A 26,630-nucleotide genomic window follows, 5' to 3' on the forward strand; every position below is an offset into this window, starting at 1 on the left:
ATTTTACTTCTTGCGATTGTGGGTCTGCTCTTTCATATCAATAGTAAGCTGCCAGCGCGTGACCGGGTGAAGGAAGCAATGGAACGGGATCGGAATCAGAAACATAATCAGGATGCTCCAAATTAAAACGCGGAGGTTACCAATGAAAATGGCATTCGTTTTGTTTGATGGACTGACTTTCCTTGATTTTGCAGGATTTTATGATGTGATCAATCGGTTGAATTTCTTTGAACCTACCAAAGGAACGACGTGGGAAACCTGTGCCATGACAGACCAGGTCACGGATGAGTCTGGTCTAACATTGAAGGTGGATCGAGTGAAGCCTGACCTATCGGAATATGATCTCGTGTTTATCCCCGGAGGCATGGGAACGCGCAAGCTTCGATATGACGAGACCTTTGTAGGTTGGCTGAAACAGGCTGAGTCTGTGCCTTTGAAGGTTTCGGTGTGCACAGGCTCTCTGCTGCTGGGTGCGGCTGGTTTTTTATCCGGCAAAAAAGCAACAACACATCCCCGTGCATATAATTTGCTTGAGCCGTATGTCACCGAGGTGATTCAGAAGCGGATTGTAAAAGATGGAAATGTAATTACTGCCGGTGGTGTGGCCACGTCCATTGACCTTGGGATTTATGTTGTTGGGTTGCTTGCAGGACAGGAAGCGGCAGCGAATGTAAAACTTCAGATCGATTATCCTTATGAGATGCAGGGAGTGGTCGAAGAATGAATGCAGATCGCAAGCAAGAGACTTATATCATTCGCAATATTCAGCGGGATGAAGCAGACATCTACTGGCCTTTGCGACTGGAAGCACTGAAAACACATCCTGAAGCCTTCGGGGCTTCGTTCGAGTTGTCCATTCAACTCCCCATGAGTGAAGTGCAGGAGCGCATACATAATGAACCGGATGATTATATTCTGGGAGCATACACAGAAGAAGGAACCTTGGCGGGAATGATGGGTTTCAAAAGAGAATATGGCCTAAAGCTCAGGCACAAAGGCATGATCTGGGGCGTCTATGTTGCTCCGCCATATCGGGGAAGTGGGCTGGCTTCGCTCTTGCTCCGCGAGGTGCTGGATCGTGGAAGACATCTGGAAGGCATCAAGCAGATTAATCTGAGTGTAGTGACAACGAATGAATCAGCCCGACGTTTATACGAGCGATATGGATTTGAAGTTTTCGGCATCGAGCGTAACGCATTGGAAGTCAACGGTCAGGGATATGATGAGGCGCATATGAATTACTTTTACACGGAGCATTCAACATTGAATGAAGATACCAGCACAGGAGGAGTCCGATGACAGATCAATTTGAACTTGAGATCGACGGTGTTTCCTTTGTCTTAAAAGAGTCTCATTCTTTCGACTGGTTACAGCCCTTGGGTACGGTCTTTCGCGTATTCGATCAGCAGGATTCAGGGAATCTCTCTTTTGGTATTGTGCAAAAGGATGGAAAGCGATTGTTCGTTAAATATGCGGGAGCACATACAATTCATGCGAATCATACGGGAAGTCCCCCGGAAGCCATTCGTAATCTGAAATCATCTGTTTCCGTTTACGAAGATTTGGCGCATGACACGTTGATTCGACTAACGGATCATTTTGCAACGGATGAGGGGTATGCCTGTGTATTCGATTGGGTGGATGGGGAGTGTTTGCATTCCCACTGGTATTTTCCGCCTCCGGCCAAATATGAAGATCCGCGTTCGCCCTACTATCGGTTCAGACAACTCCCAGTGCAGACAAGTATTCAGGCAATGGAGCAGATTCTGGATTTTCATATCGAGGTGGAACGAAGAGGCTATGTGGCTGTAGATCTGTATGATGGCAGTCTGATCTATGATTTTGACAGAAACTTTATGAAAATTTGTGATATCGACTTGTATCGGAAGGGCTCTTTTATCAATACCATGGGTCGTATGTGGGGATCTTCCCGCTTTATGTCTCCCGAAGAGTTTGAGCTAGGTGCACCCGTAGATACTGTTACCAATGTATTCAATATGGGGGCAATGGCGTTTGGTTTGCTTGGCGGGGAGAAAGATCGTTCCTATGCCAGATGGGATGCCGGAGAAGCGTTGTATCAGGTTGTGATACGTGCAGTGAGCGATGATCGGTCCGAGCGGTACGCAACGATTGCGGAATTGGGTGACTCCTGGAAACAAGCCGCGATTAAAGGTCAATAGTGAGTGGGTGGAATTTTCGCAAATATGCAAAATCCATTCGTATATGTGTGTGAAATCCCGTATAATGGAAATTATTAAGGGGGTGCAGATGATGTGCAGATATGCCTTGTCAGGACCATATAAAGACATCTATGCATGTTTCATTTGTCGCAAATCATTTAAACAAGTTTCCAGACATGACCTGAGCCCTGAGGTGGTGGCACAACTTGAATATAAATGCCCGCAATGTGCCAAGTCTATGGTCAGCATGGGACAGGATTTCCAGGCGCCCAAGCAAAATGATACCAAACAATGGACCAAAGTGATGATGCTGTATCGTCATGGTTTTACCTATCATAATTGCGGGTGCGGGGCTGGATATCGACCTGCAGAATTACGTCAATTATCCGAATTTCTGGAGCAGCAGGAAGCTGGTAAAGGCAGTGTAGGCAAACGATTATTGCGAAGGTTAACTTCATAGTTATGGTTCCAAAATCCAACCTGTCGTCTATGGGAATGTTGAAAATACAGGTGAGTACTTTATATACGATTAACGAGCAGCAGCGTCTATTAAGCATCAACGAGCCGGGTGGTGGGCAGGCTCCAGCCATTTTTATCGGCATGACTTCTGCTGGTTCACTGATCTATTATCATGAGCAGTTACCGCCGGATCTAATGGATGAGTTGGGGAAGGATTGCGAGCTTCCATTGGATATTCCGAAACTGATTCGAAAGGTGGAGAACTTTGAGCCAGTTAACCGTGTGTGGATGGGACCCGCCTATGCTTTTCCTGAGATATCTTACAAGTGGAATCAGAAGGTTCAGTTGATTGGTCAGGAGCAGCGTTATTTGCTGGCAGAGCATTTCCCTGAATTAACAGACTACTTATATGAAAAAAGCCCTGTTGCCGCTTATGTTATTGGGGATTCTGCTGTGGCAGTGTGTTGCTCCGCAAGGTTTTCCGATCATGGGGCGGAAGCGAGTCTGTATACGGCACCCGGTTATAGAGGACATGGATATGCAGCGGAGACAGTAAAGTGCTGGCAGTATTATGTCAAGGAGCGTGGACGCATGCCAATCTACAGTACATCTTGGGATAATCTTGCTTCACAGCAAGTTGCCCGTAAACTCGGATTAATTCAGTTCGGTGTGGATTTCAGTATCACAACTGTGGATTTGAGGAAGGACTGTGATGTCTGATGATTCGCACTTTCGTACAAAAGGATCTGAAGTATGTCATTGAAGCGCATATCCGAATTTATCGAAACGAGTATAATTATGATCATAGCTTTGCTGAATTTATCACCAATGGCGCGCGTAGATTATATCAATCTGTGGGCTTTGAAGTGAAGGAAGTCCGCAAGCAGATGTTGTCAGGTCAGGAGCTTACCGAAGAACAATGGGAACTTGTTCTGTAGTTGGCCGGGGGCTTGAGCATGAAAGCCGGATCTGTTGTTTTAACTCATTGTTGAAAGGAGTGGCACAGTGAATAGCAGAAGACTGATTCTGGGTTTGTTATCCGTATGCACAGCCTTGACGGTAGTAGCATGTTCGACTCGGACAGAAGACCAAGCATTATCAGAAACCATTGAAAGCAAGTTGCAGCAGATGGTTAGCGACCCTGTCCTCGTGACCAGCAGTAATCCCAATGATTATATTGGTGGTAACCGGGAGGCTTACGACGACATCTTGAATACGGGTGAGGCAGGACTGCCTTTCCTGTTACAGCAGCTCGAATCCAGTCCGGATAATGGTCTCAAGGAATGGATCATGGCTCAGGCAAGTACTGAACTGCTCGGAGAGCATAACCCTGTAGAGGCGTGGCATAGTGGCAAGGACTGGCTCAAGCAGTATAAAATGAACGTAGAATAATGGTTTATCTTCTCTATAGTACCTGACTTAGCGGAAGTAATAGAGGGGGCGGAATCGATTCTGAAGAAGCGATAGCGTTCGCCTTTGTCTCCGATTAGAAGAACGATCCGTAACCGGAATGGTTCCCGCAAGCCGTCAAGCACTGTAGTGTGTGATGAGCCGGAAGTACAAACCTCACCTCCAGTCAGCATGAGCAGCATTGAGAGGTTCTTGGAACCCGAAAGAATACATTATAGAGGTGAAATCCTTGAAAAAGAAAATTGCTTTTTTTGATTCAGGCATCGGTGGTTTAACCGTTTTGCATAAGGCATTACAACAGTTTCCGGAAGAACAATTTCTGTATTATGCGGATACTTTGCATGTCCCTTATGGAACCAAATCTGCGGATGAGGTTAGAGGACATATTTTTGATTGTGTGGAAGCCATCGTTCAGGAGGATGTTCAAGCAATAGTGATTGCTTGTAATACAGCAACAAGTCTGGCTGTGAAGGATCTGCGCGCCAAGTACGATATCCCGATCATTGGCATGGAGCCTGCGGTGAAACCAGCCGTGGAGATGAATCGTGATAGTGGAAAGAGAGTGCTTGTATTTGCCACGGCCCTCACCTTGAGCCAAACCAAGTATAACGAACTGGTATCGCGTGTTGATGATCACCACAGTGTGGATTCCATTGCGCTGCCGGAACTTGTGGAGTGGTGTGAACAACTACATTTTGAACCGGACAAAATCGCTGATTATTTCAGGTTGAAGCTGGCAGATCTCGATCTTCATGGGTATGGCACAGTGGTGCTTGGTTGCACGCATTATCCATTCTATACGTCCATTCTGCGCACGGTTCTGCCCGATCATATACAGATTATTGATGGCAGTACAGGCACGGTGAACCATCTGAAGCAGCAGCTTGGACTGGTGGCTCAACATGGAGACAGAACAGGGAAAGAAGTCACTTTCCTCAGTTCATCAGGCCGACTGGAAGAGCAGGAGAAGATGTACAGTGCACTTCAATATCTTGAGATGAACTCCAAGTAAGTTACACCATAGGAGGTGATAGCTATGCAGTCGATTTATCTTATCCGTCACGCCAAGGCCACAGGGCAGGAACCCCATGCAGAGCTTACAGATGAAGGGATCAGGCAGGCTGAAAAACTTGCAGATATCTTGGCTCATCATTCCATAACGTATATTGTCTCCAGTCCATGGAAAAGGGCTGTTCAGACGGCTATGCCACTGGGCATAGCAACGCTGCAACATATACATACGGATGAACGTCTCCAGGAGAGGATACTTAGCTCTCTTGATCTGTCTAACTGGATGGATGTACTGAAACGTACATACGATGATGTGGATTGGGTGGAAGAAGGCGGGGAATCTTCGAGAAACGCGGCTGCAAGGGGGCTGGCACTACTGGAAGAGTTGTGGAGCAGACCGGAACAGCACGCGGCCGTGGTTACACATGGAAACTTGTTATCACTGCTTATTCGTGAGTATGAACCATCCTTTGGTTATGAAGAGTGGAGCAAACTGTCTAACCCGGATGTGTATGTGCTGGAGAGACAACGACCGGATGCAGGGCTGTCCACCATTCGAAGAATGTGGACAGATTAAACAGCAAAAGAGTGCTCCAGCGATATTATATCAGCCAGAACACTCTTTTCGTTTATCCACGGGGCAAGTTTACAATGCGGCAATCATGATCATAACCCATCCAGCCAAAAATGCGACTCCGCCAAGTGGGGTAATGGCTCCCAATTTGCGAACACCCGTAACACTTAAAACGTACAGGCTGCCAGAGAACAGGATGATTCCGGCGAACATCAGCCACCCGGCAAGCATGACGAGCGAAGAGGATTCAAGGCGGTCTGCCAGCAGTCCGATCAGGATGATCCCAAGTCCATGGATGAGGTGATATTGAACACCGGTTTCATAGATTTTGATCATGTCAGCGGATAGTTTGCGCTTGAGCGCGTGTGCGCCAAAAGCACCCAATGCAACAGCCAGGAACATCATAATACTGCCGAGTATAATCAGGGTTTGCAATGTGTTTTTCTCTCCTTTTAAGGGTAATTAGATATAACATCAAAGTGTACTGCACGAGTGTTGTCTACAGTTTGCGCAATTGAATCTGCCCAATGGAGTGATCGGCTTCCTTTTTCAGAATCAGTCTGGCACGTCCTTTGGTTGGCAAAATGTTTTCATGCAGGTTTTTGGCATTGATATCTTGCCAGATCTGGTTGGCCGTACGTACGGTTTCTTCTTCATCGATATTGGCGAATCGTTGATGGAAAAAGGAATCTGTGTTCTGGAACGCTGTATTGCGGAGTAGCTTAAAACGCTCAACGTACCAGTGTCGTATATGCTCTTCTTCCGCATCAATGTAGATGGAAAAATCGAAGAAATCACTAACCAGCAAAGGCGTTTCCTTTTTGATCTGAAGTACATTGATACCTTCAATAATGAGAATATCCGGTTGACAGATCTGCTTCTCTTCTCCTTGAATGACATCGTAGGCGAGGTGAGAGTAGACGGGTGCTTTCACTTCGGGTTTGCCAGATTTCACATCACCCATGAAGTGAATCAGGGATTTGATATCATAACTTTCCGGGAATCCCTTGCGGTTCATGATGCCCTTCTCTTGCAGCACCGCATTGGGATATAAGAAACCGTCGGTTGTGACAAGGTCAACCTTCGGGCTATTCTTACCTCTGGCGAGCAGTGCCTGTAGTAAGCGGGCCGCTGTACTTTTGCCCACGGCAACACTCCCCCCGATTCCAATGATGTAGGGAGTGGGGAGGGCTTCTTTTTTCATAAAGGAGGCCGTCAGTTGATTCAGCTCTCGTGAAACTCTTGCATATAGGTCAATAAAGTGGGTAAGAGGCAAATATATATCTTCGACTTCTTGAATCGATACCTCTTCATTCAATCCCTTTAACTGTTCTAATTCGGCTTCCGTCAGTGGAAGAGTGGTCTGATGTTCTTTAAGTTCAGCCCATTCCTTGCGGTTAAACTCGATGTAAGGAGAGTATAAATTCATGAGATCCCGCTTTCTGTATGTAATATAATTGTGGACACAACCTTTAGTGTATCAAATTTCAGGAAACTGACAACACCTTTACATTGTGCCTTTCATAATGCCTTTCGTCAAAATGGAGCGAAAAACAACTTACTAGGAAAGTTTAACCCAATTTATGTTAAAGTCAACGTATACCATGCGGAAGGGTGACAGCACATGATCGTATATGAGAGAGAGCATGATTTTGTTTTGACCGCACAGCATGAGCATGGATTAGTAGCCGGAGAGATGGCTTCCCACTGGAAAAATGAATTATTAGCCGATGCTGCGCATCGGGATGAATTGATTCTAGCGGCCAAGGAACATGACCGTGGCTGGATTGAACTGGATTCGTCTCCGTTCTGGAATGATTACAGTCAATCGCCGTATTCGTTTCGTGACTTTCCATTGCGTCCGCGTTTTGTATTCTACCATAAAGGGATTGAAGAAGTTCGTAAGAAAAACCTCTACGCCGGATTATTGTGTAGCTTGATGTACACGGAGCTATTTCAGAAAAATCTGGGGGCCAATGCTCAGGATGATGATGACATCCGAGATTATCTGCAACAAGAACACGAACGTCAGCTGGATTGGGAGAAACAGCTTGGTGGTGATGCTGAAGCCCTGAAACAGAGGCTGCAAAGTGATGTGGAGATTATGCTTTTCTGTGATCAGCTCAGTCTGTTTCTCTGCATGGAGGAACCTGGAACACCTGCTGCGCGTTATGATTTTTTTGCAGAAGGGCTCAGTTGTACGTTTGATGCCTGTTCCAGACAACCGATTCAAGCAGAGTGGTTATCCAATGAAAAAGTAGGGCTGTCTTTTTTCCCGTTTGATGAGGACTTTACGATCGTTTTGCCTTATAAATCAGTGCCGAAGGCAAGTATCCGCAAATTTGGTATGCAACAGGCTTATCGCCGGGCTGAATGGAAGGAACGCCGGGTGTTGATTACGGAATTGAACTGAGGACTGGAAACTCCAGACTTGAGGAAAGAGCAGCATAGAATATCACAAAACAGGCGGGCTTCTGATGTACAGGTGTACAGGGCGTCCGCCTTTCGTATGCATATATATCATCATAGACTATACTGTGAGACCGGTGAAAATACGAATGAATCAGAGTGGGAATAAAGAAGGAAAACACAGGTTATTCCCAGAAATGTTAGTGTACAACAGAGAAACGCATGTTAGCAGGAGGACGAATATGGATACTAGAATAGAGATATTAACGATGTGTATGGTATGGGACAAAACGAATGATCAGGTGCTGTTAATGAATCGGCCGGACCGCAAAGGATTTCCGGGATACATCGCTCCTGGGGGGAAGGTAGATTTTCCGGAGAGTATCGTGGATGGTGCCGTGCGGGAGGTTCTGGAGGAGACAGGGCTAATAGTTAATGAGATTACATATAAAGGGCTTGATGAGTTCTGTGATCCCGAACAAGGATTGCGGTACATGGTATTTAACTATTTGGCGACTTCATTCGAGGGTCGGTTATTGCAAGATCCGCCCGAAGGCGAGCTGTTATGGGTGCCGATGAAGCGGGTTTTTGAGCTGCCTATGCAGGATTGGTTCGCTGAACGTTTCCCACGTTTTTTCCAAAAAGGCACTTTTGAGCGGAGTGTGATCTGGGAGAAATCATCCGGACGTACGTTGCAAGAAACATTTATGGTGTATAGCGATTCCGTACTTGAACAGAGTGGGACCCGATAAGTTAAACCGTCAGAAGGAGGAAAAATCATGGGATACCAGCATGCCCTGCAAGGATACATTGCGGCGCCGCTTGATGGGGAATGGAAATTAATTCATGAGCATTTAAGCTTGGGTTAGGATAAAAAATAATGCCTCATAATGTATCATCCATATCTATATATTTATATCCAAATATTATGATATAATGAAGTTTACTATTTTTATAGGAGATGACTAGTCTGTGGGTAATAGTGTGTGATTAATAGATTGAGTAAACTAGTTTGTTGAAATGAAGAATGATATATTTGTGGATTTGCCATACATAGGCTTCTGCAAACAGAACGTAAATGAATATTGTACGATGAAAAGGTGGAGATTGGCATGAAATTGTCGTTCCGGATTTTGGACTGGGAAGAAGAGAGACCCTACGAACTTTTGTTGATGGCTGATCCTTCAAAAGCAATTGTGGATGAATACCTGAGTCGGGGTGTTTGTTTTATTGCCGAGTATGAAGGAGAGATGGTTGGGGAGTTCGTATTGTTGAAGACTCGTCCAGAGACTGCGGAGATTGTTAATATTGCCGTACAGGAAGAACTGCAGGGACAAGGTGTAGGCAAACACATGATTAAGGAAGCGATGGAAGCTGCACGTAGATTGGGATGCCGAATTCTCGAGATTGGGACGGGAAACTCCAGCTTTCATCAATTGAAGTTATACCAACGTTGCGGTTTCCGCATTATCGGGGTTGATCGTGACTTCTTTGTGAGGCATTATGAGGAAGAGATTATAGAGGATGGTATCCGCTGTGTGGATATGATCCGTATGGCCATAGATCTGGATGCTGTTACAGAGGATGAAAACGAAAGGAAGAGTCCTTAAGTGAATCGGCATACACATATTGGGGTATATGGCTTGGTAGCTTGGGAGGGCCAATTCCTGTTGATTCATAAGGCTCGCGGAGCATATCAGGGGCAATGGGATTTACCAGGCGGAAGGCTGGAATTTGGCGAGCAGCCAGAGACTGCTCTTCATCGTGAGATTGAAGAGGAGACGGGCCTGACCCATCTACAAGTGATGATTCGTTCTGCGGAGTCTACGGTACTGGAATGGGTGTATCAAGGTGAGCCGGAAGAGTTGCACCATATCGGGATGTTGTATGATGTTGTTTTGACCGCAGCCAGTCAGCCGGATCATATCAAAAAAGAACCCGATGGTGAAGATTCGTTGGGCGCGGACTGGTTTACACTGGAGCAAGTTAGAGATCTTTCCCTAACGCCGTTTGCAGAGTATATGATTAGCAAAAGTACATCTTAATGTGCATCCTCAACTTTATTGTTAACTTAAATTTGATGAATCCAAAGAAGCTGCTCGGATAATTTATGTCTGGGCCAGCTTTTTGCTGTGGGTCTCCTGAAGAAAACCCTAATTATTTGTTGAATGTGACGTCAAATGGTTAATGTTTAACTTGACGGTTTGTTTTTGCACATAATGGACCACAATTCAATTAAGGAGGTAAAATGGGAGATCGTATGCCTATTTTGTTGTAATTAAGCGTTCGTTGTTCTACCCAAATTGATCGATTTATTCGATTCATCTAATTTATGCATCAATTGAACTAAAAATAGGAAATGCTCCTGAGCGTAAAAGTTTATAGAATAGATAGTAGAACATGGACTTCACTTGAAGAAGTGGAGAAAGTGTAACCTTCGAACGGATCAGGACAGTATTCGACATCTGTGCGACGGTATATACAATCATTGTTTTACTTTGATTTTGAAAACGCAGACAAACCTTGACGGGAGCGTCGGACTAACGTTACTACCACCAACAGCACGATTATTGGACTTCATGAAAAATTTCGCTTAAAATGTTGAACGAACGCAAATTACGGCTTAGTCAATGATTTCCGTCAAAAACTTATGACTAAATCAAGACGGAGGGAACGTCGATGACGATCGTGGAAGGCAACAAGAAGCCCTGGGAAAGTTACTATGGCCCCAATATGGGATACGTACAGGAACAATATGAATTATTCACTCAAGACCCTGGTTCGGTTACACCGGCTTATCGTGAACTATTTGAACAATGGGGTGCACCGCCGATGTCTGGCAGGGATGCACGCACAACCTTGAATTCCGGCAACGCCCAATCGGCTTCCGGAAGCGTAGACATTCAACTATTACAGAAAGCGGTTACAGCGGGTAAACTGGTATGGAACATCCGCACCTATGGTCATCTTGCTGCAGATATAGATCCGCTTGGAATCAGTGAAGATACAGACACATCTTTGCTGGAACCTCAGCATTTTGAATTAAACGAAGAAGATCTGAAAGCTTTGCCTGCTTCCCTGATCTGGGAAGGTGCAGATGGGCAGACAGCAACCGGATGGGATGCAATCCAACGTTTGCGTCAGATATACACTGGACCCATGGCATACGAATTCAGTCATGTGCACGAAGTTCAAGAGCGTGAGTGGCTGAATCGTCGTGCGGAATCTCGGACATCACCGGCTCCACTTACGCCGAAAGAACGTAAGGCTTTGCTGGAACGTTTGGTTGAAGTCGAGCAATTTGAAGATTATCTTCACAAAACATTTGTTGGGCAGAAACGTTTCTCCATCGAAGGTAACGATGTGCTTGTGCCGATGCTGGATGAAGCTGTTCGCATCATGGCAGAAGCCGGATCAAGCCACATTCTGATGGGTATGGCCCACCGTGGACGGTTAAATGTACTGGCTCATGTTTTGGGCAAACCGTACAGCAAGATTTTCTCTGAATTTCATCATGCTCCGAACAAAGATTTGGTTCCATCGGAAGGTTCGACTGGGATCAACTACGGTTGGACGGGGGATGTCAAATATCATATGGGTGCCAACCGTTTTGTGAAAGACGGGGAAACTGTGCAGGCACGCCTTACTCTGGCGAATAACCCGAGCCATCTGGAATACGTTAATCCGGTTGTACAAGGGTTTGCTCGTGCCGCTCAGGATGACCGTCGTGACCCTGGATATCCGAAGCAAGACGTGACGAAGGCAGCTACCATTTTGATGCACGGTGATGCAGCATTCCCTGGAGAAGGGATCGTTGCAGAGACGCTTAACTTCAAAGCTCTGCCAGGATATCAGAATGGCGGAACCATCCATATTATCGTCAACAATCGTCTGGGCTTCACTACAGATAGCGGTGATTCCCGTTCAACGTACTATGCAAGTGACCTTGCTAAAGGGTACGAGATTCCGATTGTACACGTGAATGCGGACAATCCAGATGCTTGTATTGCAGCCATTCGTATGGCAGCCGAGTATCGCAATCGTTTCAAAAAGGATTTCCTGATCGACTTGATCGGTTATCGTCGCTACGGCCATAACGAAACCGATGATCCCGAAACAACTCAACCTATCGTTTATGACAAGGTGAAAAACCATCCAACGGTAAGCCACTTGTATCAGGATCAGTTGAAAGAGGAATCGATTATCGATGATGCATCCATTACGAGCATTCGCGATGGAGTAACGAACAAATTAAAAGAAGCTTATGACCAGATGAAGAAAAATGAAGTACATGAATATTATCAGCGGAAAATCAGTGAGCCGGAGGCTGTTACGATTACTCCGACTGCGGTACCGCTTGAGAATCTTCGCAGCATTAATGCCGATCTGCTGAAATGGCCTGAGAACTTCAATGTGTATCCGAAGTTACAGCGAATTTTGCAACGCCGGAGCACTTCCCTGAACGAAGGGGAAAAAGTGGATTGGAGCCTTGCGGAGACACTCGCATTTGCAACCATTCTGGCAGATGGCAAGCCAATTCGGATTAGTGGACAGGATGCCGAGCGTGCTACATTCGCTCATCGGAATCTGGTGTTGCATGATTCGGAGAATGGAGCAAAGTTCTGCCCATTACATCACTTGCCACAGGCAAGAGCATCCTTTGCAATCTATAACAGTCCGTTGTCTGAAGAATCCGTTGTTGGATTCGAATACGGATATAACGTATATTCACCCGATACACTGGTCATCTGGGAAGCTCAATTCGGTGACTTTGCCAACTGTGCACAGGTTATCTTTGATCAGTTTGTATCAGCGGGTCGTGCCAAGTGGTCTCAGAAATCCAGTCTGGTCATGTTGCTTCCACACGCGAATGAGGGTCAGGGACCTGAGCATACAAGTGCTCGTCTGGAACGCTTCCTGCAGCTTTGTGCAGAAGACAACATGACGGTTGCCAACTTGTCGAGTGCTTCGCAGTACTTCCACTTGTTGCGTCGTCAAGCTTCGTTGACTGAAACGGAAGATGCTCGTCCACTTGTGATGATGTCACCGAAAAGTCTCATTCGGAATCCGCGTGTTGCTTCACCGGCAGTCGAATTCAGTGAAGGCAAGTTTGAGCTTGTGCTGGAGCAAGCCGGACTGGGTACACAGCCGGATCGCGTAGAGCGCATTATTTTGTGCAGTGGCAAGATTGCCATTGACCTGGAAGATGCTTTTGAAAAAGATAAAGCAGATTGGTCATGGCTTCACATCATTCGAGTGGAACAGCTATATCCGTTCCCGGCAGAAGAGATTAAACGCATACTCGCACGTTTCAGCAATGTAAAAGAACTGGTATGGGTACAGGAAGAAAACAAAAACATGGGTGCCTGGACATACATGGAGCCTCGTCTTCGTGAAGTTGCCCCGGAAGGCACAACCGTTAGATACGAAGGTCGCCCGGAACACGCAAGTCCTTCCAGCGGTTATCAGCTTGTGCATAGTATGGAACAGCAACAGATTATTACATCTGCGTTGAAACAAACGACGAAGAATAATATTCCACTGGGGAGGTAACAGCTGTGAGTGAAATTAAAGTACCTGCAATGGGTGAGTCAATAACTGAGGGAACTGTATCCAGATGGATGGTTAAAGAAGGGGATACCGTTAATCAGGGTGATGTGCTTCTTGAACTGGAAACGGATAAAGTAAATATTGAGATCAGCGCAGAAGAAAGTGGCGTGCTGGAGAAGATCATTCGTCAGGAAGGAGAGACGGTCGTGATCGGTGAAACGATCGGTACACTCTCAGCTGGTTCTGGAGGAGGAAGCGGTGCACCCGCTTCCGAACCAGCAGCTGAAGAGAAAAAGGCCGTTACTCCTGCACCTGAAGCTCCAACACCACCACCAGCACCTGTTGCGGCAGCACCGGAGTCATCCGATAGTGCCAAGACGGCTTCACCGTCTGCCCGTAAGCTTGCACGTGAACGTGGTATCGAACTGGATCAGGTTCAGAGCAAAGATCCGATTGGACGGGTATACCAGGATGATGTGAAGAGCCATAACAATCAGGCGCCTGCACCTGCTGCTCCACCTGCGAGTAAAGCTCCAGCAACACCAAGTGCGCCGGCAGCTGGAAGTTCTACCTATACCAAACCAGTGGAGCGTCAGCGGATGTCTCGCCGTCGTGCAACCATTGCGAAACGTCTGGTAGAGGCTCAGCAGACAGCAGCCATGTTGACTACGTTTAATGAAGTTGATATGACTGCCATCATGGATGTACGTAAACGCCGTAAGGACAAGTTTAAAGAGAAACATGAGATTAACCTGGGCTTCATGTCCTTCTTCACTAAAGCGGTTGTGGGGGCTCTGAAAAAGTTCCCTACAATTAACGCAGAGATTGATGGCGAAGATGTTGTACTCAAAAAGTATTATGATATCGGCATCGCCGTATCTGCGAAGGAAGGACTGGTTGTACCGGTTGTGCGTGATGCAGATCGTCTGGGCTTTGCCGAGATCGAGAAGAGCATTGCGGATCTGGCATCCAAAGCTCGTTCCAACACGCTGGCGTTATCTGATCTGCAAGGTGGAACGTTCACCATCACCAATGGTGGAACATTTGGTTCCTTGTTGTCTACGCCAATTCTGAATACACCTCAAGTGGGTATTCTGGGGATGCATAAGATCCAGCTTCGTCCAGTGGCGATTGATGCAGAACGGATGGAGAACCGTCCAATGATGTACATCGCGTTGTCCTACGATCACCGGATTATCGACGGTAGTGAGGCTGTTCGCTTCCTCGTAACCGTGAAAGAACTGCTTGAAGACCCGGAATCCCTGTTAATTGAAGGTTAATCCATAACGTTTGATTATAGCTATTATTCATATCGCTTAACAAGAAAACCCCTGAACTGGTGCGCAGCGTGAGCTGTACATCCGATTCAGGGGTTTCTTTTTGCTCTTGATATGTCTCCGACTCTATTATATAGAGTCAGCCGTCTCAGTCAGGTTCAACGGACTAGAGTGTGTATTCGGGCCAGAGGTATTCCGCTCTAACCAGTTCACAACATGCTGAGCCACTTCTGTCCGGTTGATCTCATGCAGCATTTCATGCCGTCCATCCGGATACAGGCGATACTCAATGTTCTCCAGCCGAAGCTTCTTATACTGCGAGACCAGATTAAGAACGCCTTTGCCATGAAGTCCGACAGGGTCCTTCTCACCTGAGAACAGGTATACGGGTTTGTGTTTGGGTATGCGCTCCATATTGTGTGGAAGATGGACTTCAAGCAGCAATTTGAAGAAGTCGCGGAAAAAGCCTGCTGTACAGACTGCTCCGCACAGGGGGTCATCAATGAATCGCTGAACCTCTTGTGAGTCCCGGGACAACCAATCAAACGGTGTCGTTGCAGGGCGGAAAGAGCGATTAAATCCACCAAATACAATCGCGTTGAGCAGCATGCTGGGGTGGGTAGCCCCCTGAATGCCGCATTGTAAAAAGGCGAGTTTCTCTCCAAACCGGAGCAGACCGCGTCTGCCGTTTGTCCCGGATAAAATAAAGGCATGGTACTGCTCATGACCAGCGTACATGAGATGTTGTACCAAGAATGAGCCCATGCTATGTCCCATTAGAAATAGGGGCACCCCAGGATTCTCTTTGGCGGCTACTTCGCCCAGATTGATCATATCACTCGCCATCCAGCGGAAGGCATCGATACCAGCATTACCAAGCAACTTGGCATTCTCCACAGTTTTGCCATGACCCCGATGGTCATTGGCATAAACCGCATAGCCATTTTGGGTAAGGATGTCGGCAAATTCGGCGTATCGGGCTGCTGTCTCGCCCATGCCGTGTGCAATTTGCACTACACCTTTAACGTTGCATTCCGGATCGGGAAGCCAGCGGTACACATGAATACGGGTACCTTCACTAGCGACCAAGGCAAAGGTAGATTCCTGCATCTCGTGTAATTCCTCCTTCACAGGTTACATATAAGCTTGATTTAGGGCAGATAAGAGCGAAGAACAGTGGTATTCCCGTTCAATGTATAAGAACCCAGATTGGCTGGCAAGAGATAACATTGTCCAGCTTTCAATTCAATGCTGTCTGATTCAGCATGTGCCCACTCCAAAGTTCCTTCTCCTTCACAGACAACGAGAATCGTGAAGCTGTCAGGATTGGTGGAGAGTTCCCAACGTTTATTCACAATACCTTTTTCAACTACAAAATAAGGGCATTCCGCAAGCTTGAGCCATTCACCAGGAGTAGCGTTATTTGTTTTCATCGTTGAGGCACCTGCGCCCTCATAGGCGGTGACATTTAATGAGTCTTCAACATGCAACTCACGTGGTTTACCATCCAGCCCTGGACGATTATAATCGTATATGCGGTACGTCGTATCCGAGTTTTGCTGAATCTCAGCGACAACGACACCTGCACAGAGCGCATGCACTGTTCCGGCAGGGATAAAGAACGTATCGCCGGCCTCTACAGGTACCTGACGAAGGGTATCCATCACCGTGCCGTTTTCCAATGCTTCTTTTAATGTTGCCCGATCAACGCCTTCGTTCAAGCCATAGATGATGTGTGCGCCCGGTTTTGCGTCGAGTACATACCACATTTCTGTTTTGCCAAGCTCGCCTGGAGGAAGTGCCTCATAATCGTCTGTTGGATGAACCTGAACGGACAGGTCATCGTTGCAGTCAAGCAGCTTAATCAGAAGGGGGAAACGGCCGCCTTTTTCAGAGACACCTTTGGTTCCAAGCCATTCGGTGCCCAGTTGTTCACGAACTTCATCCAGACCCTTGCCAGCCAGTGCTCCATTTAATACCTTGGTTGTACCGTTGGGATGATCTGCAATCATCCATCCTTCTCCGATATGTCCTTCAGGGGGCGTAAGGCCGAATTGCTCCAGCGCACGACCGCCCCACACACGTTCTTTGAACTCAGGTTGGAATTGTAATGGGTATGGCGTAGACATCAGTAATCTCTCCTCTAGTATATGAAATGGTGGATCGCTTTAATCAGTCATGGGCATGTAGTCGCCATGAGCAAACAAGTGAATACGTTTGCATATGTAGATGTAGAACACAGATCGCAGTAAGAAAAAGCCGTTAATAGCTCGCCTTGCGATTGTGTCTAGTTTATTGTATTTGGTGAACAAAGGAAATTATTTTTTCTCGATTCCGATCAGAAAAGGAGAAGTTTCTCGCTGCAATTGGCGATAGATCACAACCTGTGCCTGTTCCACCGGCAGCGCAGAGGACCAGTCCAATACAGCTTCTGCTTCCTGTGCCCCTCCGTCATGACCGGGGTAGAGCACAACCGTAATAATTCCGCGAGGACGTAATAAAGCGAGTGCAGCCTCGAGTGCAGCGATCGTGCTGTCAGTCTCGGTGATGATGGAGGAATCTGCACTTTCTGAAGGCAGGTACCCCAGATTGAACATAACTGCACCAACCGTACCAAGCCATGACTCAGGAACTGCTTCTGCCATTCGATCATGGCTTAGTTGAAGCATGGAGATGGAGCCAAGCTTGGCTTCATCATTTTGTTTTCGAATCCGGGCCTGTGCCAGCGTGAGGGCTTCACTTTGAATATCGAATCCAATGACTTGACCACGCCTGCCTACTTGTTGTGCCAAAAATAGTGTGTCTGCTCCTGTACCCACCGTTGCATCTATCGCCAGATCACCTGGCTGCAGACGGGAAGCAATCCACTGATGCGCACAGCTGAGAACCGAAAGAAAGCCCATCTATGCTCGCCTCCAATACTTACCTTGCCATGAATCCCGCTCTCGCAGCTCACGATCAATGGAGTTTAACACTTCCCATTTGTTCATGGACCACATCGGTCCAATCAACAGATCACGTGGTGCGTCGCCTGTAAGACGGTGTACGATCATTTCCGGTGGAAGCATCTCCAGTGTATCTACGATCAGCTTGATATACTCGTCCTGATCCAGAAAACGTAAAAGACCAGCTTCGTATTGTTTCACCATTGGTGTTTTGCGCATCAGATGCAGCAGGTGAATCTTGATTCCCTGTACATCCATATTGGCAACTGCCCGTCCAGTGTCCAGCATCATCTCATGTGTCTCTTGAGGCAGACCATATATGATATGTGTGCACACACGTATATTCCGTTTGCGCAGTTTCTCAACCGCTTCTTCATAACACTTCGTGTCGTGCGCGCGATTAATCAATGTTGATGTGGAATCATGGATGGTTTGAAGCCCCATCTCAACCCACAGGTAGGTGCGCTCGTTCAGTTCAGCCAAATAATCAACAACGTCATCTGGCAAACAGTCCGGGCGAGTGGCGATGGACAAACCAACAACACCGGGTTGCTCAAGAATTTCTTCAAAATATTCGCGCAGCTCCTCAACCGGAGCATACGTATTCGTATAGGCTTGGAAGTAGCCAATATAATGGGCTTTAGGCCACTTGAGGTGCTGTTTATCTCGAATTGTATTGAATTGGGTGACCAGATCTTCACGTCTGCTGCCAGCAAAATCGCCTGATCCACGCGCACTGCAGAATGTGCAACCACCTTTGGCAATGGAACCGTCGCGGTTGGGACAGGTGAATCCAGCATCCAGCATCACTTTGAAAACCTTATTGTTAAATTGATCTCGCATCTCATAATTCCAGGTATGGAATCGTTTATCTCCCCACAGGAGAGGGGACTGTAATGCAGGTGCATTCATCTTCAGGGTACTCCTTTGGCTGTCGAATTACCGTAATCATACGTGAACAAAAGAAGAAGCGCTATGCGATTTCCGTCATAGACGATGGATAGCGATTATAGGTGTCTTCATGAACTTTAGCATTTTGCATTATTCGATTTCAATCGCTCACGGGTACAAGATATGGACAGGAAAAAGCATCCTGATCCATATCTTGCTGATTGGAAGACGCTTATGGGATTTATGCAAAATGCTCACTTTATCATTGTATCAAAAAACTAAAAAAAAAGGGAATCGAAACGCAAAAATAGGCCGTAAAATCAAGGTTTTCTCCTTGCTATAGTTTACACCTTATGTTATATTTAAATCAGCGTCAGACACCATCTAATGGGTATTATTCATCATAGCATTTGAATCAACGTTGACGTCATGGACCATACTATACCGTGAGGTGATATGAATGAATTCCCAAGTTAAAAACAATGAGTTGAATCATGTGTCTGTTGAATTGACGGCAGAAGAAGCACTGGCTTTAACAGGTGTTCGTTTTAATGGAAATCCGAAAGTGAAAGCGGCTGCAAGACAAAAAGTTCGCGATGCTTTCGAAAAGACATTTGATTTTTCACACCAAGATAAGGTAGACTATGAACTACTAAAGTAGTTGGACCCCAATTCCAAATAAATCGAAGAGGGAATCTTTGAGATTTGCCCAAAGTGGCAGATCCGAAGATTCCCTTTTCATTGCTCTTTACAATTTGCCAGTTCTTCGGCAAAATAAGTCTGAGACAAGTATGGGACAAACGGAGGAATAAAATGCGTTTACGTGGCAGAAAAGGGATAAGAGAAAATCTGGAGCAACAAGTTGATCTTGTTGTACTGGACCCCAAGCAACATAAAGGAAAATGGTCTGAACTGTTTGGCAATGATTACCCGATCTTCGTGGAATTTGGTATGGGTAAAGGTCAATTTATCAGCCAAATGAGTTATAAATATCCGGAATTTAATTTCATCGGTATTGATATGTATGATGAACTGGTGCGTCGTGCCAGTGAGAAAGCTCGTAATGCGTGGAGTCAGGCTGATGTGGAGACACCCCCTAACCTGAAGCTTGCGCTGGCAAATATCGAACAGATCGAAGAAGTTTTTGAACCGGAAGAACTGGAGCGCATTTATTTGAACTTCAGTGATCCTTGGCCAAAAGCAAAGCATGCACGTCGTCGGTTGACGCATCCGCGCTTCCTGAAGAAATACACGGAATTGCTTAATCCCAAAGGTCAGATTCATTTCAAAACCGATTCGGAGACGCTGTTTGATTTCTCACTCAACGCCATTGCCGACTTCGGCCTACAAATGACCAATATTTCTTTGAATCTGCATCGTGATGGTTTGAATGAAGAACATGTGATGACGGAGTACGAGCAGAAATTCATGGGTAAAGGTATGAACATTCACCGGGTTGAAGTGATTGTGGGTGAAGAGGCCCTGCGTGAGTATCAGCAGACACGTCTGGACAAGTATAAAGTTCGTGAAGCTTCGGATGAGTCTGGTGAAGATCAGGAACAGGAATAAATCGAAATCTAACTTAAACTCATTAAATAAGAGCGACACATGAGGTGAATGATTCATTCTCATAGGTCGCTCTTTTTCTGCATTAACAATCGATGTGCATTACTCCATAAACTCAAGTCTGGGATGATTTCAAAAGTTTTCTGAATGAAATTCTTTGCGGCGATAATCGTTTGGTGTAACCCCATTGAACTTTTTGAACATGCGATAGAAGTATGAACTGTTGGTGAATCCGGTCCTCTCGGCAATGTCGGCAACGGAGTTTTCTGTCTCCACCAGCAGATGCTGGGCCTTGGCTATGCGGGTTTCGTTAATTACGTCCGTGAGCCCTTTCAGGGTGAGCTGTTTGTAGAGCCTGCTTACATAGATGGGCGACATGCCCAACTCATCTGCGATAGAAGTTAGACATAGATTGGGGTCCGCATAGTCCCGCTCAATAATGCCATTGATTTTACGAATCAACTCTTCGTGCTTCAGTGTACGTTTCTCCTCGACTTTGGAACCAAGCTCATCAAACATCCGATAGAAGTGTTCATGTACTTCACTGATGTCTTCCGCGTCTTTGACAGGCAGCATTAGACCATCCGAGACTGAATCAAGCGTGAGTTGATTATTCTTCTTGAGGGTATTTCGTACATGGTTCAGTGTCATCGTCAGATGGGATAAGGCTAGCTGGAAGACGGTAAATGGATATGCAGCTGTTTCGCCCACGATATCTGCATAGACTTGTTTTGCTTCTTGCGTCTTACCTGTCATTAGATGATCAACAAGTTGTCTTTCCTTACCTGCTGGGAATGCGTACTCCTTGGCGTGATAAGCCATGATGTCAGAGGTATAGATCAGACAGCCCGGTCCCATGAACAAACGATGCAGTGAGGCTTCGGCTGATCTGGTGTAGGATGCAATACTGTCTTCCAATGAATCTTCTTCCGTGCCGATCGTACAGGAGATGGAGCATTTCAAATGGGTCATTACAGCTGCCTGCATCATACGTAGCAGCTCTTCGATCCGGTTATGAGCAGGTTGCTCAAGTTCATGGCTTTCCGCTTTTTCATTGAAGATGAGTGTGATCAGATCACCGCCCATGTCCACAGCTTCCGCATTGTAGTGGAGATCGGCTGTCTCGGTGCAGATGTTCATCATGGCGTATTTTACAAGTTGGGTCTCATCACGATACGTTTCGCTGAATTCGGTAAAATGGTCAATACGCAGCAATACCAGTCTGGATGCACGCTGAACATCAATGGAGGAACCATAGAACTTCATCCGTTCTTCCAGCATACCTCCAGTTACTGTTTCGCGGCCCTGTAGGGCCCCTCGTAGAAAATCCTGCCGTAACAAATGAAGACTGCCACGTCGCTCTGCTTCCATTACACGTAAACGAACAAGCACCTTATCAATAGGGTGATATAGTTTTCGGGACACAAGGTAAGAGAGCAGTAACCCTGCGAAGAGAAGTCCAACACAAAACAGAACGGTATGTGTGCGCATACTCCGTATATCTGAGGTAATCAGATCATAAGGTGTTATTCTTACATAACGCCAACCTAGGTCATCGGGAGCGGTATAGGTGATGAGAGATTTTTCTCCGTCGACCTTCTCGGTAAAGTAAGCTGATTGCCCCGTATCCTGCAAAATTGGCTTCATAAAAGCTTCGCTGGAGAGATTTTTCATCAATGCACGGTCGCCAAAGTCAGATAAAAGGTCTCCATTCTCATTCACGATAAAGGTTTTGCCGGGTTGATCCACAGCATTCATATTTGGACTGAGCCAATCATCCTTGATATTAACGATGACAGCATAGTTTAGCTTCGCGTTATCATTAATTGTGTCATAACAGAGATAGGTGTAGCTGTTAACCTCTGTTGCTTCGGTAGAGCCGACCTGATATGTACGCGGGATGGGCACAAAAGGTTTATAGTCATGGAAGCGTTGGAGGATGCTTGTAATCCCCTGATCATCGATCTCCGAGACGGACTGCTGCCCATTGCGCACGTCGGAACTGATAAAGAATTCATTGCTTTTGGAGTTATATACATAGATGGATTCGATAAAGGGAAGGGACATACGGTAGTTGTCTAGCTGCTCCATCGCCGATGTGATCTCATAAATATTTGGTTTGGAATAGAGCAGTAATGAAGAGATGGTGTAGTCCTGATAAATCTGATATGACAATGATTTTGCAGTCTCGGTCATTTTGGCCACTTCACGGCTGGTTTGAGTAAGACTGTTCATATCTGTACGATACACCTGACGAAGAGCAATCCGATTATAGTTGACGTACAAAATAGAAGAAACCACAAGTAAGGTAGCGACGGTACTGATAATAATGCCGATCAGAATCCGTGTGAAGACCTTTTGACTGTCCTCTGAACGTTTACGCATTCTTCTTCCCCCTCGAACCTCCTGTTTTGGGTGAACAACATAGAATTTCATATACATACGTGAGGCTTCATAGTTGGATGAGCAGAAGAGCAAGAGTAACTTGAATTATATATTATGTATGCGTTTACATCAATGATGGACAGGTTGTTTTGCCTGTTTTCTCTACATAAAGTTCAGCTTTCGCTGGATTGTTCACTAGGTGTAGCCTATGCACGATATCAACATTTGTGAACAGATGTGTGTCGATGTCTGTTCATTTCATGGTTCGTTCGTTTTGTTCATAGTTCATTTCGCAGAATCGTTCATTTTCTGACGGGAAGCTTCAGTATTCGTGAGTGAAGAGAGCATCTACAATAAAAAGAGAGCTCCACCACGCAGCACCGCAAGAAATTCGGGAGGGATCGAGCCATGCTCAAAGAATTGAACAAAAACAAAATCATGTTTCTGATGCTGTTGCCCACGCTGATCTTTTTTCTGATTAACTCGTATTTTCCGATGGTCGGCATCTATTATGCGTTCACCCGGTATGATTTTGAAGGCGGATTATTTGGTAGTCCATTTGTCGGTCTGGAGAACTTTAAGTTCCTGTGGCAATCCGGAATGCTGCTGAAGCTCACAACCAACACTGTGGGTTACAATCTCGCCTTCATTATATTAGGAAACGGTCTGGCGATCTTCTGTGCGATCATGCTTAGCGAAATCCGGGGCAGGTTATTCAAAAAAATCACGCAATCCGTCATGTTTTTGCCGTATTTCATCTCATTTGTACTATTAAGTGTAATCGCTTACAACATGTTCAACTACGAGTCGGGTTTTGTGAACACGGTGCTCAAACGTTTTGAGGCCGGCCCGGTCGACATTTATAACACACCCTGGATCTGGGTGTTCCTGATCATCATCTTTTATCTGTGGAAAAATCTTGGATACAGCATGGTCATCTATCTGGCCGCCATAACGGGTATCAGTGATGAGTATTATGAGGCTGCCCGAATCGACGGGGCCAATATATTTCAGCGGATCTGGTACATTACAGTACCGATGCTGAAGCCAACCTTTGTCATCCTGTTGTTGTTCTCACTCGGCAGCATTATGAAGGGGCAGTTTGACCTGTTCTATCAACTGATCGGCAACAACGGGGTGTTGTACAACGCTACAGATATTATTGATACGTATGTGTATCGTTCACTGAAAGTAACGTTTGATATCGGGATGGCAACGGCTGCTGGTCTGTATCAGTCCTTGTTTGGATTCATTTTGATCATGACCGTCAACTATATTATCCGCAAAGTAAATGAGGATTACGCCTTGTTCTAGAACGCCCGCAGGGCAGGAGGGAGAACGATCATGAACACGCCAATGAATACTCACACTCGTACGAATACTCGTCTCAGAGATTCGGAATTCACTTTCATGTTTCAACTGATTTCCTACAGCTTCATCATCATTTTATCAATCATGTGCTTGCTACCGTTCCTGCTGATTCTATCCGGTTCATTCAGCAGCAACGAGTCCATTGTGAGGGATGGTTATCACCTCTTTCCAACGGACTTTTCCCTGGAAGGTTACAAAATGGTGTTCAAATTCCCGACTCAGGTACTCAAGGCTTATGGAGTAACGGTCTTTACAACGGTGGTGGGGACTACGCTAGGGCTGTTCCTCATCACGATGGCCGGATTTGTGCTCCAGCGTAAGGATTTTAAATATCGGAACACGTTCTCGTTTTTTATCTACTTCACAACCCTGTTTGGTGGGGGACTTGTGCCTTGGTACATTATGCTGGCGAACTACTTCAATCTCACAGATACGTACACCGTACTTATTTTCCCGGGGTTGATGACGCCATTCCTCATTATCCTGATGAAAAACTTCATTCGCTCGGCAGTGCCGGATGAATTGATTGAGTCCGCCAAAATTGATGGAGCGAATGACTTCCGCATCTATTTCAGCATTGTGTTGAAACTGGCGATGCCTGGTATCGCCACCGTAGGGCTGTTTTTGGCACTGGGTTACTGGAATGACTGGTTTACCTCATCCCTCTTCATTAACAACCCGGATATGTACCAACTTCAATTTTATCTCTACAACACGATGAACACGATTACATTCATTGACCAGATGGCGATTGGCACAGGGATCACACTCAGTCAGGATGTGCCTACCGAATCAACCAAGATGGCAATGGCTATCGTTGTAACGGGACCGATTTTGTTCCTGTATCCGTTTGTACAACGTTATTTTGTTAAAGGACTCACCATTGGTGCAGTGAAAGGTTAGAACGTGAACGCGCTGTGGGCGTCAGGCCACTGATATCATTTCAGGTCTGAAACATGGCGAGTCTGCGCTAACATATAAAGGTTCACCACAAAAAGGGAGGATGCGTATGCGTAACAAAACAATTCGGCACCTGTCTCTGGTACTTGCCCTGATGTTGTTCGCCGGGGTACTTGCCGCATGTAATAACGATTCGGGGGGATCGACGCAAGGAAGCGAGCAGGGAGGAACATCCGGGAACAAAGGCGAGAAAGTCACGCTCCAATTTTACATGCTTGGGGATGCTCCGAAAGATCTACCTGTTATTGAATCCGAGATCAATAAGCTGGCGGAGGCTGATCTGAACGTCAATGTGAAATTCAACTACACCTCATGGACCGACTGGGATCAAAAATATAAACTGCTGCTGTCTTCCGGACAGCCGATCGATCTGATCTTCACAGCGGATTGGACATTCTACCAGTCCTATGCCAAGAAGGGCGCGTTCCTGCCACTGGATGAAATGCTGCCTACGGCAGCGCCGGCGCTGAAAGCTCATGTACCTGATGACATGTGGAATGCTGTCAAAATCAATGACAAAATCTATACTGTTCCATCAACTTGGATTGAGTATGTAACCGAGGGAATTGCGTACCGTGAGGACTTGCGCGAGAAGTACAATCTTCCAAAACCGGAATCCTTGGAGACGCTAGAAGCGTATCTGGAGGGCATCAAAGCCAACGAACCCAATATGATTCCGATTGCGGATAGCAATGCCAACCATACCCATGGTATTCGTCAATTGACATCCAAGCTGGTTAATACAGCAGGTCAACTTCCATATGGACTGGATATTATGTATGAAACACCAACAACCGTGACGTCCTACTGGGGATCGGCGCAACATCTGGAAGACCTGAAAACATACAAACGCTGGATGGATAAAGGCTTTTTCCCGAAAAACGTACTGAATGTAAAGGATACTTCCAACTCATTGCTGCAAAATGGAAAAGCGGCTGTTGTTCTGTCCGGGGAGAACCCGAACAAATTTAATGCAGATGTTATCAAGGTGCAGTCTACTCATCCAGATTGGAAACTGGCTTATTTCCCGTACCCGAATGCGAAAGGGTTTGCACAACCGGTTCACCCGATCCACAATGGTTTTGCGATTCCGCGTAGCAGTAAAAACCCGGAAAAAGCATTGGCATTTTATGAGAAACTGGTGACAGACAAACGATATAATTGGTTGACTGAATACGGCGTTGAAGGCAAAAACTTCGAGGTAGATAATGGATACTACAAAATGGTCGGAGATGCACAAACCAACGGCTTCCCGCGTGAAGGCATGAATGGCTGGGCTTGGCGTAATCCGGAATTCATGCTCTATGACAAAACCTTTGATGACGTGCTGACCATGTTTGAAGATCTCGACAAAATCAAGAAGCCGGATATTTATACCGGATTTGCTGAAGACTGGACACCGTACCAAGCCGAGAAGGCTGCATTGGAACAAGTGGAAAAACAATATCTGTATCCGCTTAATGTAGGTTTGGTGGCAGACGTAGAGGCTGGATTGAACACATTTATGGAGAAGGCTAAACAAGCAGGATTGGAAAAAATTCAGACAGAATACACCAAGCAGTGGCAGGAGTATTTGAAGTCTACAGGCATACAATAGTTTGTACTTTCCTTCATAAAGAAAAGGTGCCTTCAGGTTCGAAGG

The 26,630-nt window shown here is 46.1% G+C and carries 27 protein-coding genes; 20 read left to right on the plus strand and 7 right to left on the minus strand.

Going from position 1 to position 26,630, the window contains the following annotated elements; translation table 11 throughout:
• The first annotated feature begins 142 nt into the window (after window positions 1-142).
• From MHI55_RS09315 to MHI55_RS09355, 9 genes are all read left to right on the plus strand, one after another.
• Window positions 143-724: a DJ-1/PfpI family protein gene (locus tag MHI55_RS09315; protein ID WP_076252496.1), complete on the plus strand. Its 582-nt coding sequence runs from the start codon at window positions 143-145 to the stop codon at window positions 722-724.
• The gene (locus MHI55_RS09320; RefSeq protein WP_076252494.1) at window positions 721-1,299 is read left to right on the plus strand and encodes a GNAT family N-acetyltransferase; all 579 of its coding nucleotides are present in this window, start codon (window positions 721-723) and stop codon (window positions 1,297-1,299) included. The genes MHI55_RS09315 and MHI55_RS09320 overlap by 4 nt, the downstream gene beginning before the upstream one ends.
• Window positions 1,296-2,180 (plus strand): serine/threonine-protein kinase, encoded by an 885-nt coding sequence (locus tag MHI55_RS09325; protein ID WP_076252492.1) that lies wholly within the window; start codon window positions 1,296-1,298, stop codon window positions 2,178-2,180. Before MHI55_RS09320 ends, MHI55_RS09325 begins: the two co-directional genes overlap by 4 nt.
• Window positions 2,181-2,286: 106 nt before the next feature.
• A complete protein-coding gene (locus MHI55_RS09330) occupies window positions 2,287-2,640 on the plus strand; it encodes a hypothetical protein (protein WP_340389820.1) in 354 nt (117 codons plus the stop codon).
• A 2-nt stretch (window positions 2,641-2,642) separates the two neighbouring features.
• The gene (locus MHI55_RS09335; RefSeq protein WP_340389822.1) at window positions 2,643-3,359 is read left to right on the plus strand and encodes a GNAT family N-acetyltransferase; all 717 of its coding nucleotides are present in this window, start codon (window positions 2,643-2,645) and stop codon (window positions 3,357-3,359) included.
• Window positions 3,359-3,577, plus strand: coding sequence for a hypothetical protein (locus MHI55_RS09340; RefSeq protein WP_076252485.1), 219 nt, complete (start codon window positions 3,359-3,361; stop codon window positions 3,575-3,577). Before MHI55_RS09335 ends, MHI55_RS09340 begins: the two co-directional genes overlap by 1 nt.
• A 67-nt stretch (window positions 3,578-3,644) precedes the next feature.
• Window positions 3,645-4,031, plus strand: a complete 387-nt coding sequence (locus tag MHI55_RS09345; RefSeq protein WP_076252483.1) for a hypothetical protein — start codon at window positions 3,645-3,647, stop codon at window positions 4,029-4,031.
• A gap of 247 nt (window positions 4,032-4,278) precedes the next feature.
• Window positions 4,279-5,061 carry a glutamate racemase gene (gene murI / locus MHI55_RS09350; protein WP_076252481.1) on the plus strand — a complete coding sequence of 261 codons (783 nt, stop codon included), beginning with the start codon at window positions 4,279-4,281 and terminating at the stop codon, window positions 5,059-5,061.
• Between the two features lie 24 nt (window positions 5,062-5,085).
• A complete protein-coding gene (locus MHI55_RS09355) occupies window positions 5,086-5,637 on the plus strand; it encodes a histidine phosphatase family protein (RefSeq protein WP_076252479.1) in 552 nt (183 codons plus the stop codon).
• 69 nt (window positions 5,638-5,706) lie between these two features.
• Here the strand turns inward: MHI55_RS09355 and MHI55_RS09360 are convergent, their stop codons facing one another.
• Window positions 5,707-6,069 (minus strand): DUF423 domain-containing protein, encoded by a 363-nt coding sequence (locus MHI55_RS09360; protein WP_076252477.1) that lies wholly within the window; start codon window positions 6,067-6,069, stop codon window positions 5,707-5,709.
• Between the two features lie 64 nt (window positions 6,070-6,133).
• Complete coding sequence (gene coaA, locus MHI55_RS09365) at window positions 6,134-7,063, minus strand: type I pantothenate kinase (protein WP_076252475.1); 930 nt, start codon at window positions 7,061-7,063, stop codon at window positions 6,134-6,136.
• Window positions 7,064-7,258: 195 nt separating this feature from the next.
• Between coaA and MHI55_RS09370 the strand changes: the two genes are divergently transcribed.
• The 6 genes from MHI55_RS09370 (at window position 7,259) to odhB (ending at window position 14,873) form a co-directional block, all read left to right on the plus strand.
• On the plus strand, window positions 7,259-8,047 hold the full coding sequence (locus MHI55_RS09370) for a DUF3891 family protein (RefSeq protein WP_340389824.1): 789 nt from the start codon (window positions 7,259-7,261) through the stop codon (window positions 8,045-8,047).
• A gap of 238 nt (window positions 8,048-8,285) precedes the next feature.
• A complete protein-coding gene (locus tag MHI55_RS09375; RefSeq protein ID WP_076252471.1) occupies window positions 8,286-8,795 on the plus strand; it encodes an 8-oxo-dGTP diphosphatase in 510 nt (169 codons plus the stop codon).
• A gap of 360 nt (window positions 8,796-9,155) precedes the next feature.
• Window positions 9,156-9,653, plus strand: coding sequence for a GNAT family N-acetyltransferase (locus MHI55_RS09380; protein WP_036610208.1), 498 nt, complete (start codon window positions 9,156-9,158; stop codon window positions 9,651-9,653).
• Window positions 9,654-10,088, plus strand: coding sequence for an NUDIX domain-containing protein (locus tag MHI55_RS09385; RefSeq protein WP_036610206.1), 435 nt, complete (start codon window positions 9,654-9,656; stop codon window positions 10,086-10,088).
• 634 nt (window positions 10,089-10,722) lie between these two features.
• Window positions 10,723-13,596 carry a 2-oxoglutarate dehydrogenase E1 component gene (locus MHI55_RS09390; protein ID WP_340389826.1) on the plus strand — a complete coding sequence of 958 codons (2,874 nt, stop codon included), beginning with the start codon at window positions 10,723-10,725 and terminating at the stop codon, window positions 13,594-13,596.
• A 5-nt stretch (window positions 13,597-13,601) separates the two neighbouring features.
• Window positions 13,602-14,873, plus strand: coding sequence for a 2-oxoglutarate dehydrogenase complex dihydrolipoyllysine-residue succinyltransferase (gene odhB, locus MHI55_RS09395; RefSeq protein WP_076252469.1), 1,272 nt, complete (start codon window positions 13,602-13,604; stop codon window positions 14,871-14,873).
• A 126-nt stretch (window positions 14,874-14,999) separates the two neighbouring features.
• Here the strand turns inward: odhB and MHI55_RS09400 are convergent, their stop codons facing one another.
• From MHI55_RS09400 to MHI55_RS09415, 4 genes are all read right to left on the minus strand, one after another.
• Window positions 15,000-15,980, minus strand: a complete 981-nt coding sequence (locus MHI55_RS09400) for an alpha/beta fold hydrolase (RefSeq protein WP_101313293.1) — start codon at window positions 15,978-15,980, stop codon at window positions 15,000-15,002.
• Between the two features lie 41 nt (window positions 15,981-16,021).
• Window positions 16,022-16,999, minus strand: a complete 978-nt coding sequence (locus MHI55_RS09405; RefSeq protein ID WP_076252465.1) for a type I phosphomannose isomerase catalytic subunit — start codon at window positions 16,997-16,999, stop codon at window positions 16,022-16,024.
• 189 nt (window positions 17,000-17,188) lie between these two features.
• The gene (locus MHI55_RS09410) at window positions 17,189-17,773 is read right to left on the minus strand and encodes a class I SAM-dependent methyltransferase (protein WP_036610195.1); all 585 of its coding nucleotides are present in this window, start codon (window positions 17,771-17,773) and stop codon (window positions 17,189-17,191) included.
• Window positions 17,774-18,727: a TIGR01212 family radical SAM protein gene (locus MHI55_RS09415; RefSeq protein WP_036669734.1), complete on the minus strand. Its 954-nt coding sequence runs from the start codon at window positions 18,725-18,727 to the stop codon at window positions 17,774-17,776.
• Window positions 18,728-19,166: 439 nt separating this feature from the next.
• On the opposite strand from MHI55_RS09415, the gene MHI55_RS09420 reads away from it, so the two are divergent.
• The gene (locus MHI55_RS09420; protein ID WP_036610190.1) at window positions 19,167-19,367 is read left to right on the plus strand and encodes a hypothetical protein; all 201 of its coding nucleotides are present in this window, start codon (window positions 19,167-19,169) and stop codon (window positions 19,365-19,367) included.
• 152 nt (window positions 19,368-19,519) lie between these two features.
• A complete protein-coding gene (gene trmB / locus MHI55_RS09425; RefSeq protein ID WP_340389828.1) occupies window positions 19,520-20,275 on the plus strand; it encodes a tRNA (guanosine(46)-N7)-methyltransferase TrmB in 756 nt (251 codons plus the stop codon).
• 129 nt (window positions 20,276-20,404) lie between these two features.
• Here the strand turns inward: trmB and MHI55_RS09430 are convergent, their stop codons facing one another.
• Window positions 20,405-22,657 carry an AraC family transcriptional regulator gene (locus tag MHI55_RS09430; protein WP_340389829.1) on the minus strand — a complete coding sequence of 751 codons (2,253 nt, stop codon included), beginning with the start codon at window positions 22,655-22,657 and terminating at the stop codon, window positions 20,405-20,407.
• A gap of 408 nt (window positions 22,658-23,065) precedes the next feature.
• Here MHI55_RS09430 and MHI55_RS09435 point away from each other — a divergent pair, with 408 nt between their 5' ends.
• The 3 genes from MHI55_RS09435 to MHI55_RS09445 all read left to right on the plus strand — a co-directional run bounded on the left by MHI55_RS09435 (window position 23,066) and on the right by MHI55_RS09445 (window position 26,585).
• Complete coding sequence (locus MHI55_RS09435; protein WP_017689672.1) at window positions 23,066-23,971, plus strand: ABC transporter permease subunit; 906 nt, start codon at window positions 23,066-23,068, stop codon at window positions 23,969-23,971.
• 30 nt (window positions 23,972-24,001) lie between these two features.
• Window positions 24,002-24,931, plus strand: a complete 930-nt coding sequence (locus MHI55_RS09440; RefSeq protein WP_081745926.1) for a carbohydrate ABC transporter permease — start codon at window positions 24,002-24,004, stop codon at window positions 24,929-24,931.
• Between the two features lie 106 nt (window positions 24,932-25,037).
• Window positions 25,038-26,585, plus strand: coding sequence for an extracellular solute-binding protein (locus tag MHI55_RS09445; protein ID WP_340389831.1), 1,548 nt, complete (start codon window positions 25,038-25,040; stop codon window positions 26,583-26,585).
• Window positions 26,586-26,630: the final 45 nt, after the last annotated feature.

Origin of the sequence: Paenibacillus sp. FSL E2-0151 (genome assembly GCF_037993015.1) — a bacterium.
In the GTDB taxonomy this organism is placed as follows: Bacteria; Bacillota; Bacilli; order Paenibacillales; family Paenibacillaceae; genus Paenibacillus; species Paenibacillus amylolyticus.

Coding starts and splice junctions, on each gene's coding strand:
- MHI55_RS09315 (WP_076252496.1), top strand. CDS start 143: ATGAAAATGGCATTCGTTTTGTTTGATGGACTGACTTTCCTTGATTTT.
- MHI55_RS09320 (WP_076252494.1), top strand. CDS start 721: ATGAATGCAGATCGCAAGCAAGAGACTTATATCATTCGCAATATTCAG.
- MHI55_RS09325 (WP_076252492.1), top strand. CDS start 1,296: ATGACAGATCAATTTGAACTTGAGATCGACGGTGTTTCCTTTGTCTTA.
- MHI55_RS09335 (WP_340389822.1), top strand. CDS start 2,643: ATGGTTCCAAAATCCAACCTGTCGTCTATGGGAATGTTGAAAATACAG.
- MHI55_RS09340 (WP_076252485.1), top strand. CDS start 3,359: ATGATTCGCACTTTCGTACAAAAGGATCTGAAGTATGTCATTGAAGCG.
- MHI55_RS09355 (WP_076252479.1), top strand. CDS start 5,086: ATGCAGTCGATTTATCTTATCCGTCACGCCAAGGCCACAGGGCAGGAA.
- coaA (WP_076252475.1), bottom strand. CDS start 7,063: ATGAATTTATACTCTCCTTACATCGAGTTTAACCGCAAGGAATGGGCT.
- MHI55_RS09370 (WP_340389824.1), top strand. CDS start 7,259: ATGATCGTATATGAGAGAGAGCATGATTTTGTTTTGACCGCACAGCAT.
- MHI55_RS09375 (WP_076252471.1), top strand. CDS start 8,286: ATGGATACTAGAATAGAGATATTAACGATGTGTATGGTATGGGACAAA.
- MHI55_RS09380 (WP_036610208.1), top strand. CDS start 9,156: ATGAAATTGTCGTTCCGGATTTTGGACTGGGAAGAAGAGAGACCCTAC.
- MHI55_RS09390 (WP_340389826.1), top strand. CDS start 10,723: ATGACGATCGTGGAAGGCAACAAGAAGCCCTGGGAAAGTTACTATGGC.
- MHI55_RS09400 (WP_101313293.1), bottom strand. CDS start 15,980: ATGCAGGAATCTACCTTTGCCTTGGTCGCTAGTGAAGGTACCCGTATT.
- MHI55_RS09405 (WP_076252465.1), bottom strand. CDS start 16,999: ATGTCTACGCCATACCCATTACAATTCCAACCTGAGTTCAAAGAACGT.
- MHI55_RS09410 (WP_036610195.1), bottom strand. CDS start 17,773: ATGGGCTTTCTTTCGGTTCTCAGCTGTGCGCATCAGTGGATTGCTTCC.
- MHI55_RS09415 (WP_036669734.1), bottom strand. CDS start 18,727: ATGAATGCACCTGCATTACAGTCCCCTCTCCTGTGGGGAGATAAACGA.
- MHI55_RS09420 (WP_036610190.1), top strand. CDS start 19,167: ATGAATTCCCAAGTTAAAAACAATGAGTTGAATCATGTGTCTGTTGAA.
- trmB (WP_340389828.1), top strand. CDS start 19,520: ATGCGTTTACGTGGCAGAAAAGGGATAAGAGAAAATCTGGAGCAACAA.
- MHI55_RS09430 (WP_340389829.1), bottom strand. CDS start 22,657: ATGCGTAAACGTTCAGAGGACAGTCAAAAGGTCTTCACACGGATTCTG.
- MHI55_RS09435 (WP_017689672.1), top strand. CDS start 23,066: ATGCTCAAAGAATTGAACAAAAACAAAATCATGTTTCTGATGCTGTTG.
- MHI55_RS09440 (WP_081745926.1), top strand. CDS start 24,002: ATGAACACGCCAATGAATACTCACACTCGTACGAATACTCGTCTCAGA.
- MHI55_RS09445 (WP_340389831.1), top strand. CDS start 25,038: ATGCGTAACAAAACAATTCGGCACCTGTCTCTGGTACTTGCCCTGATG.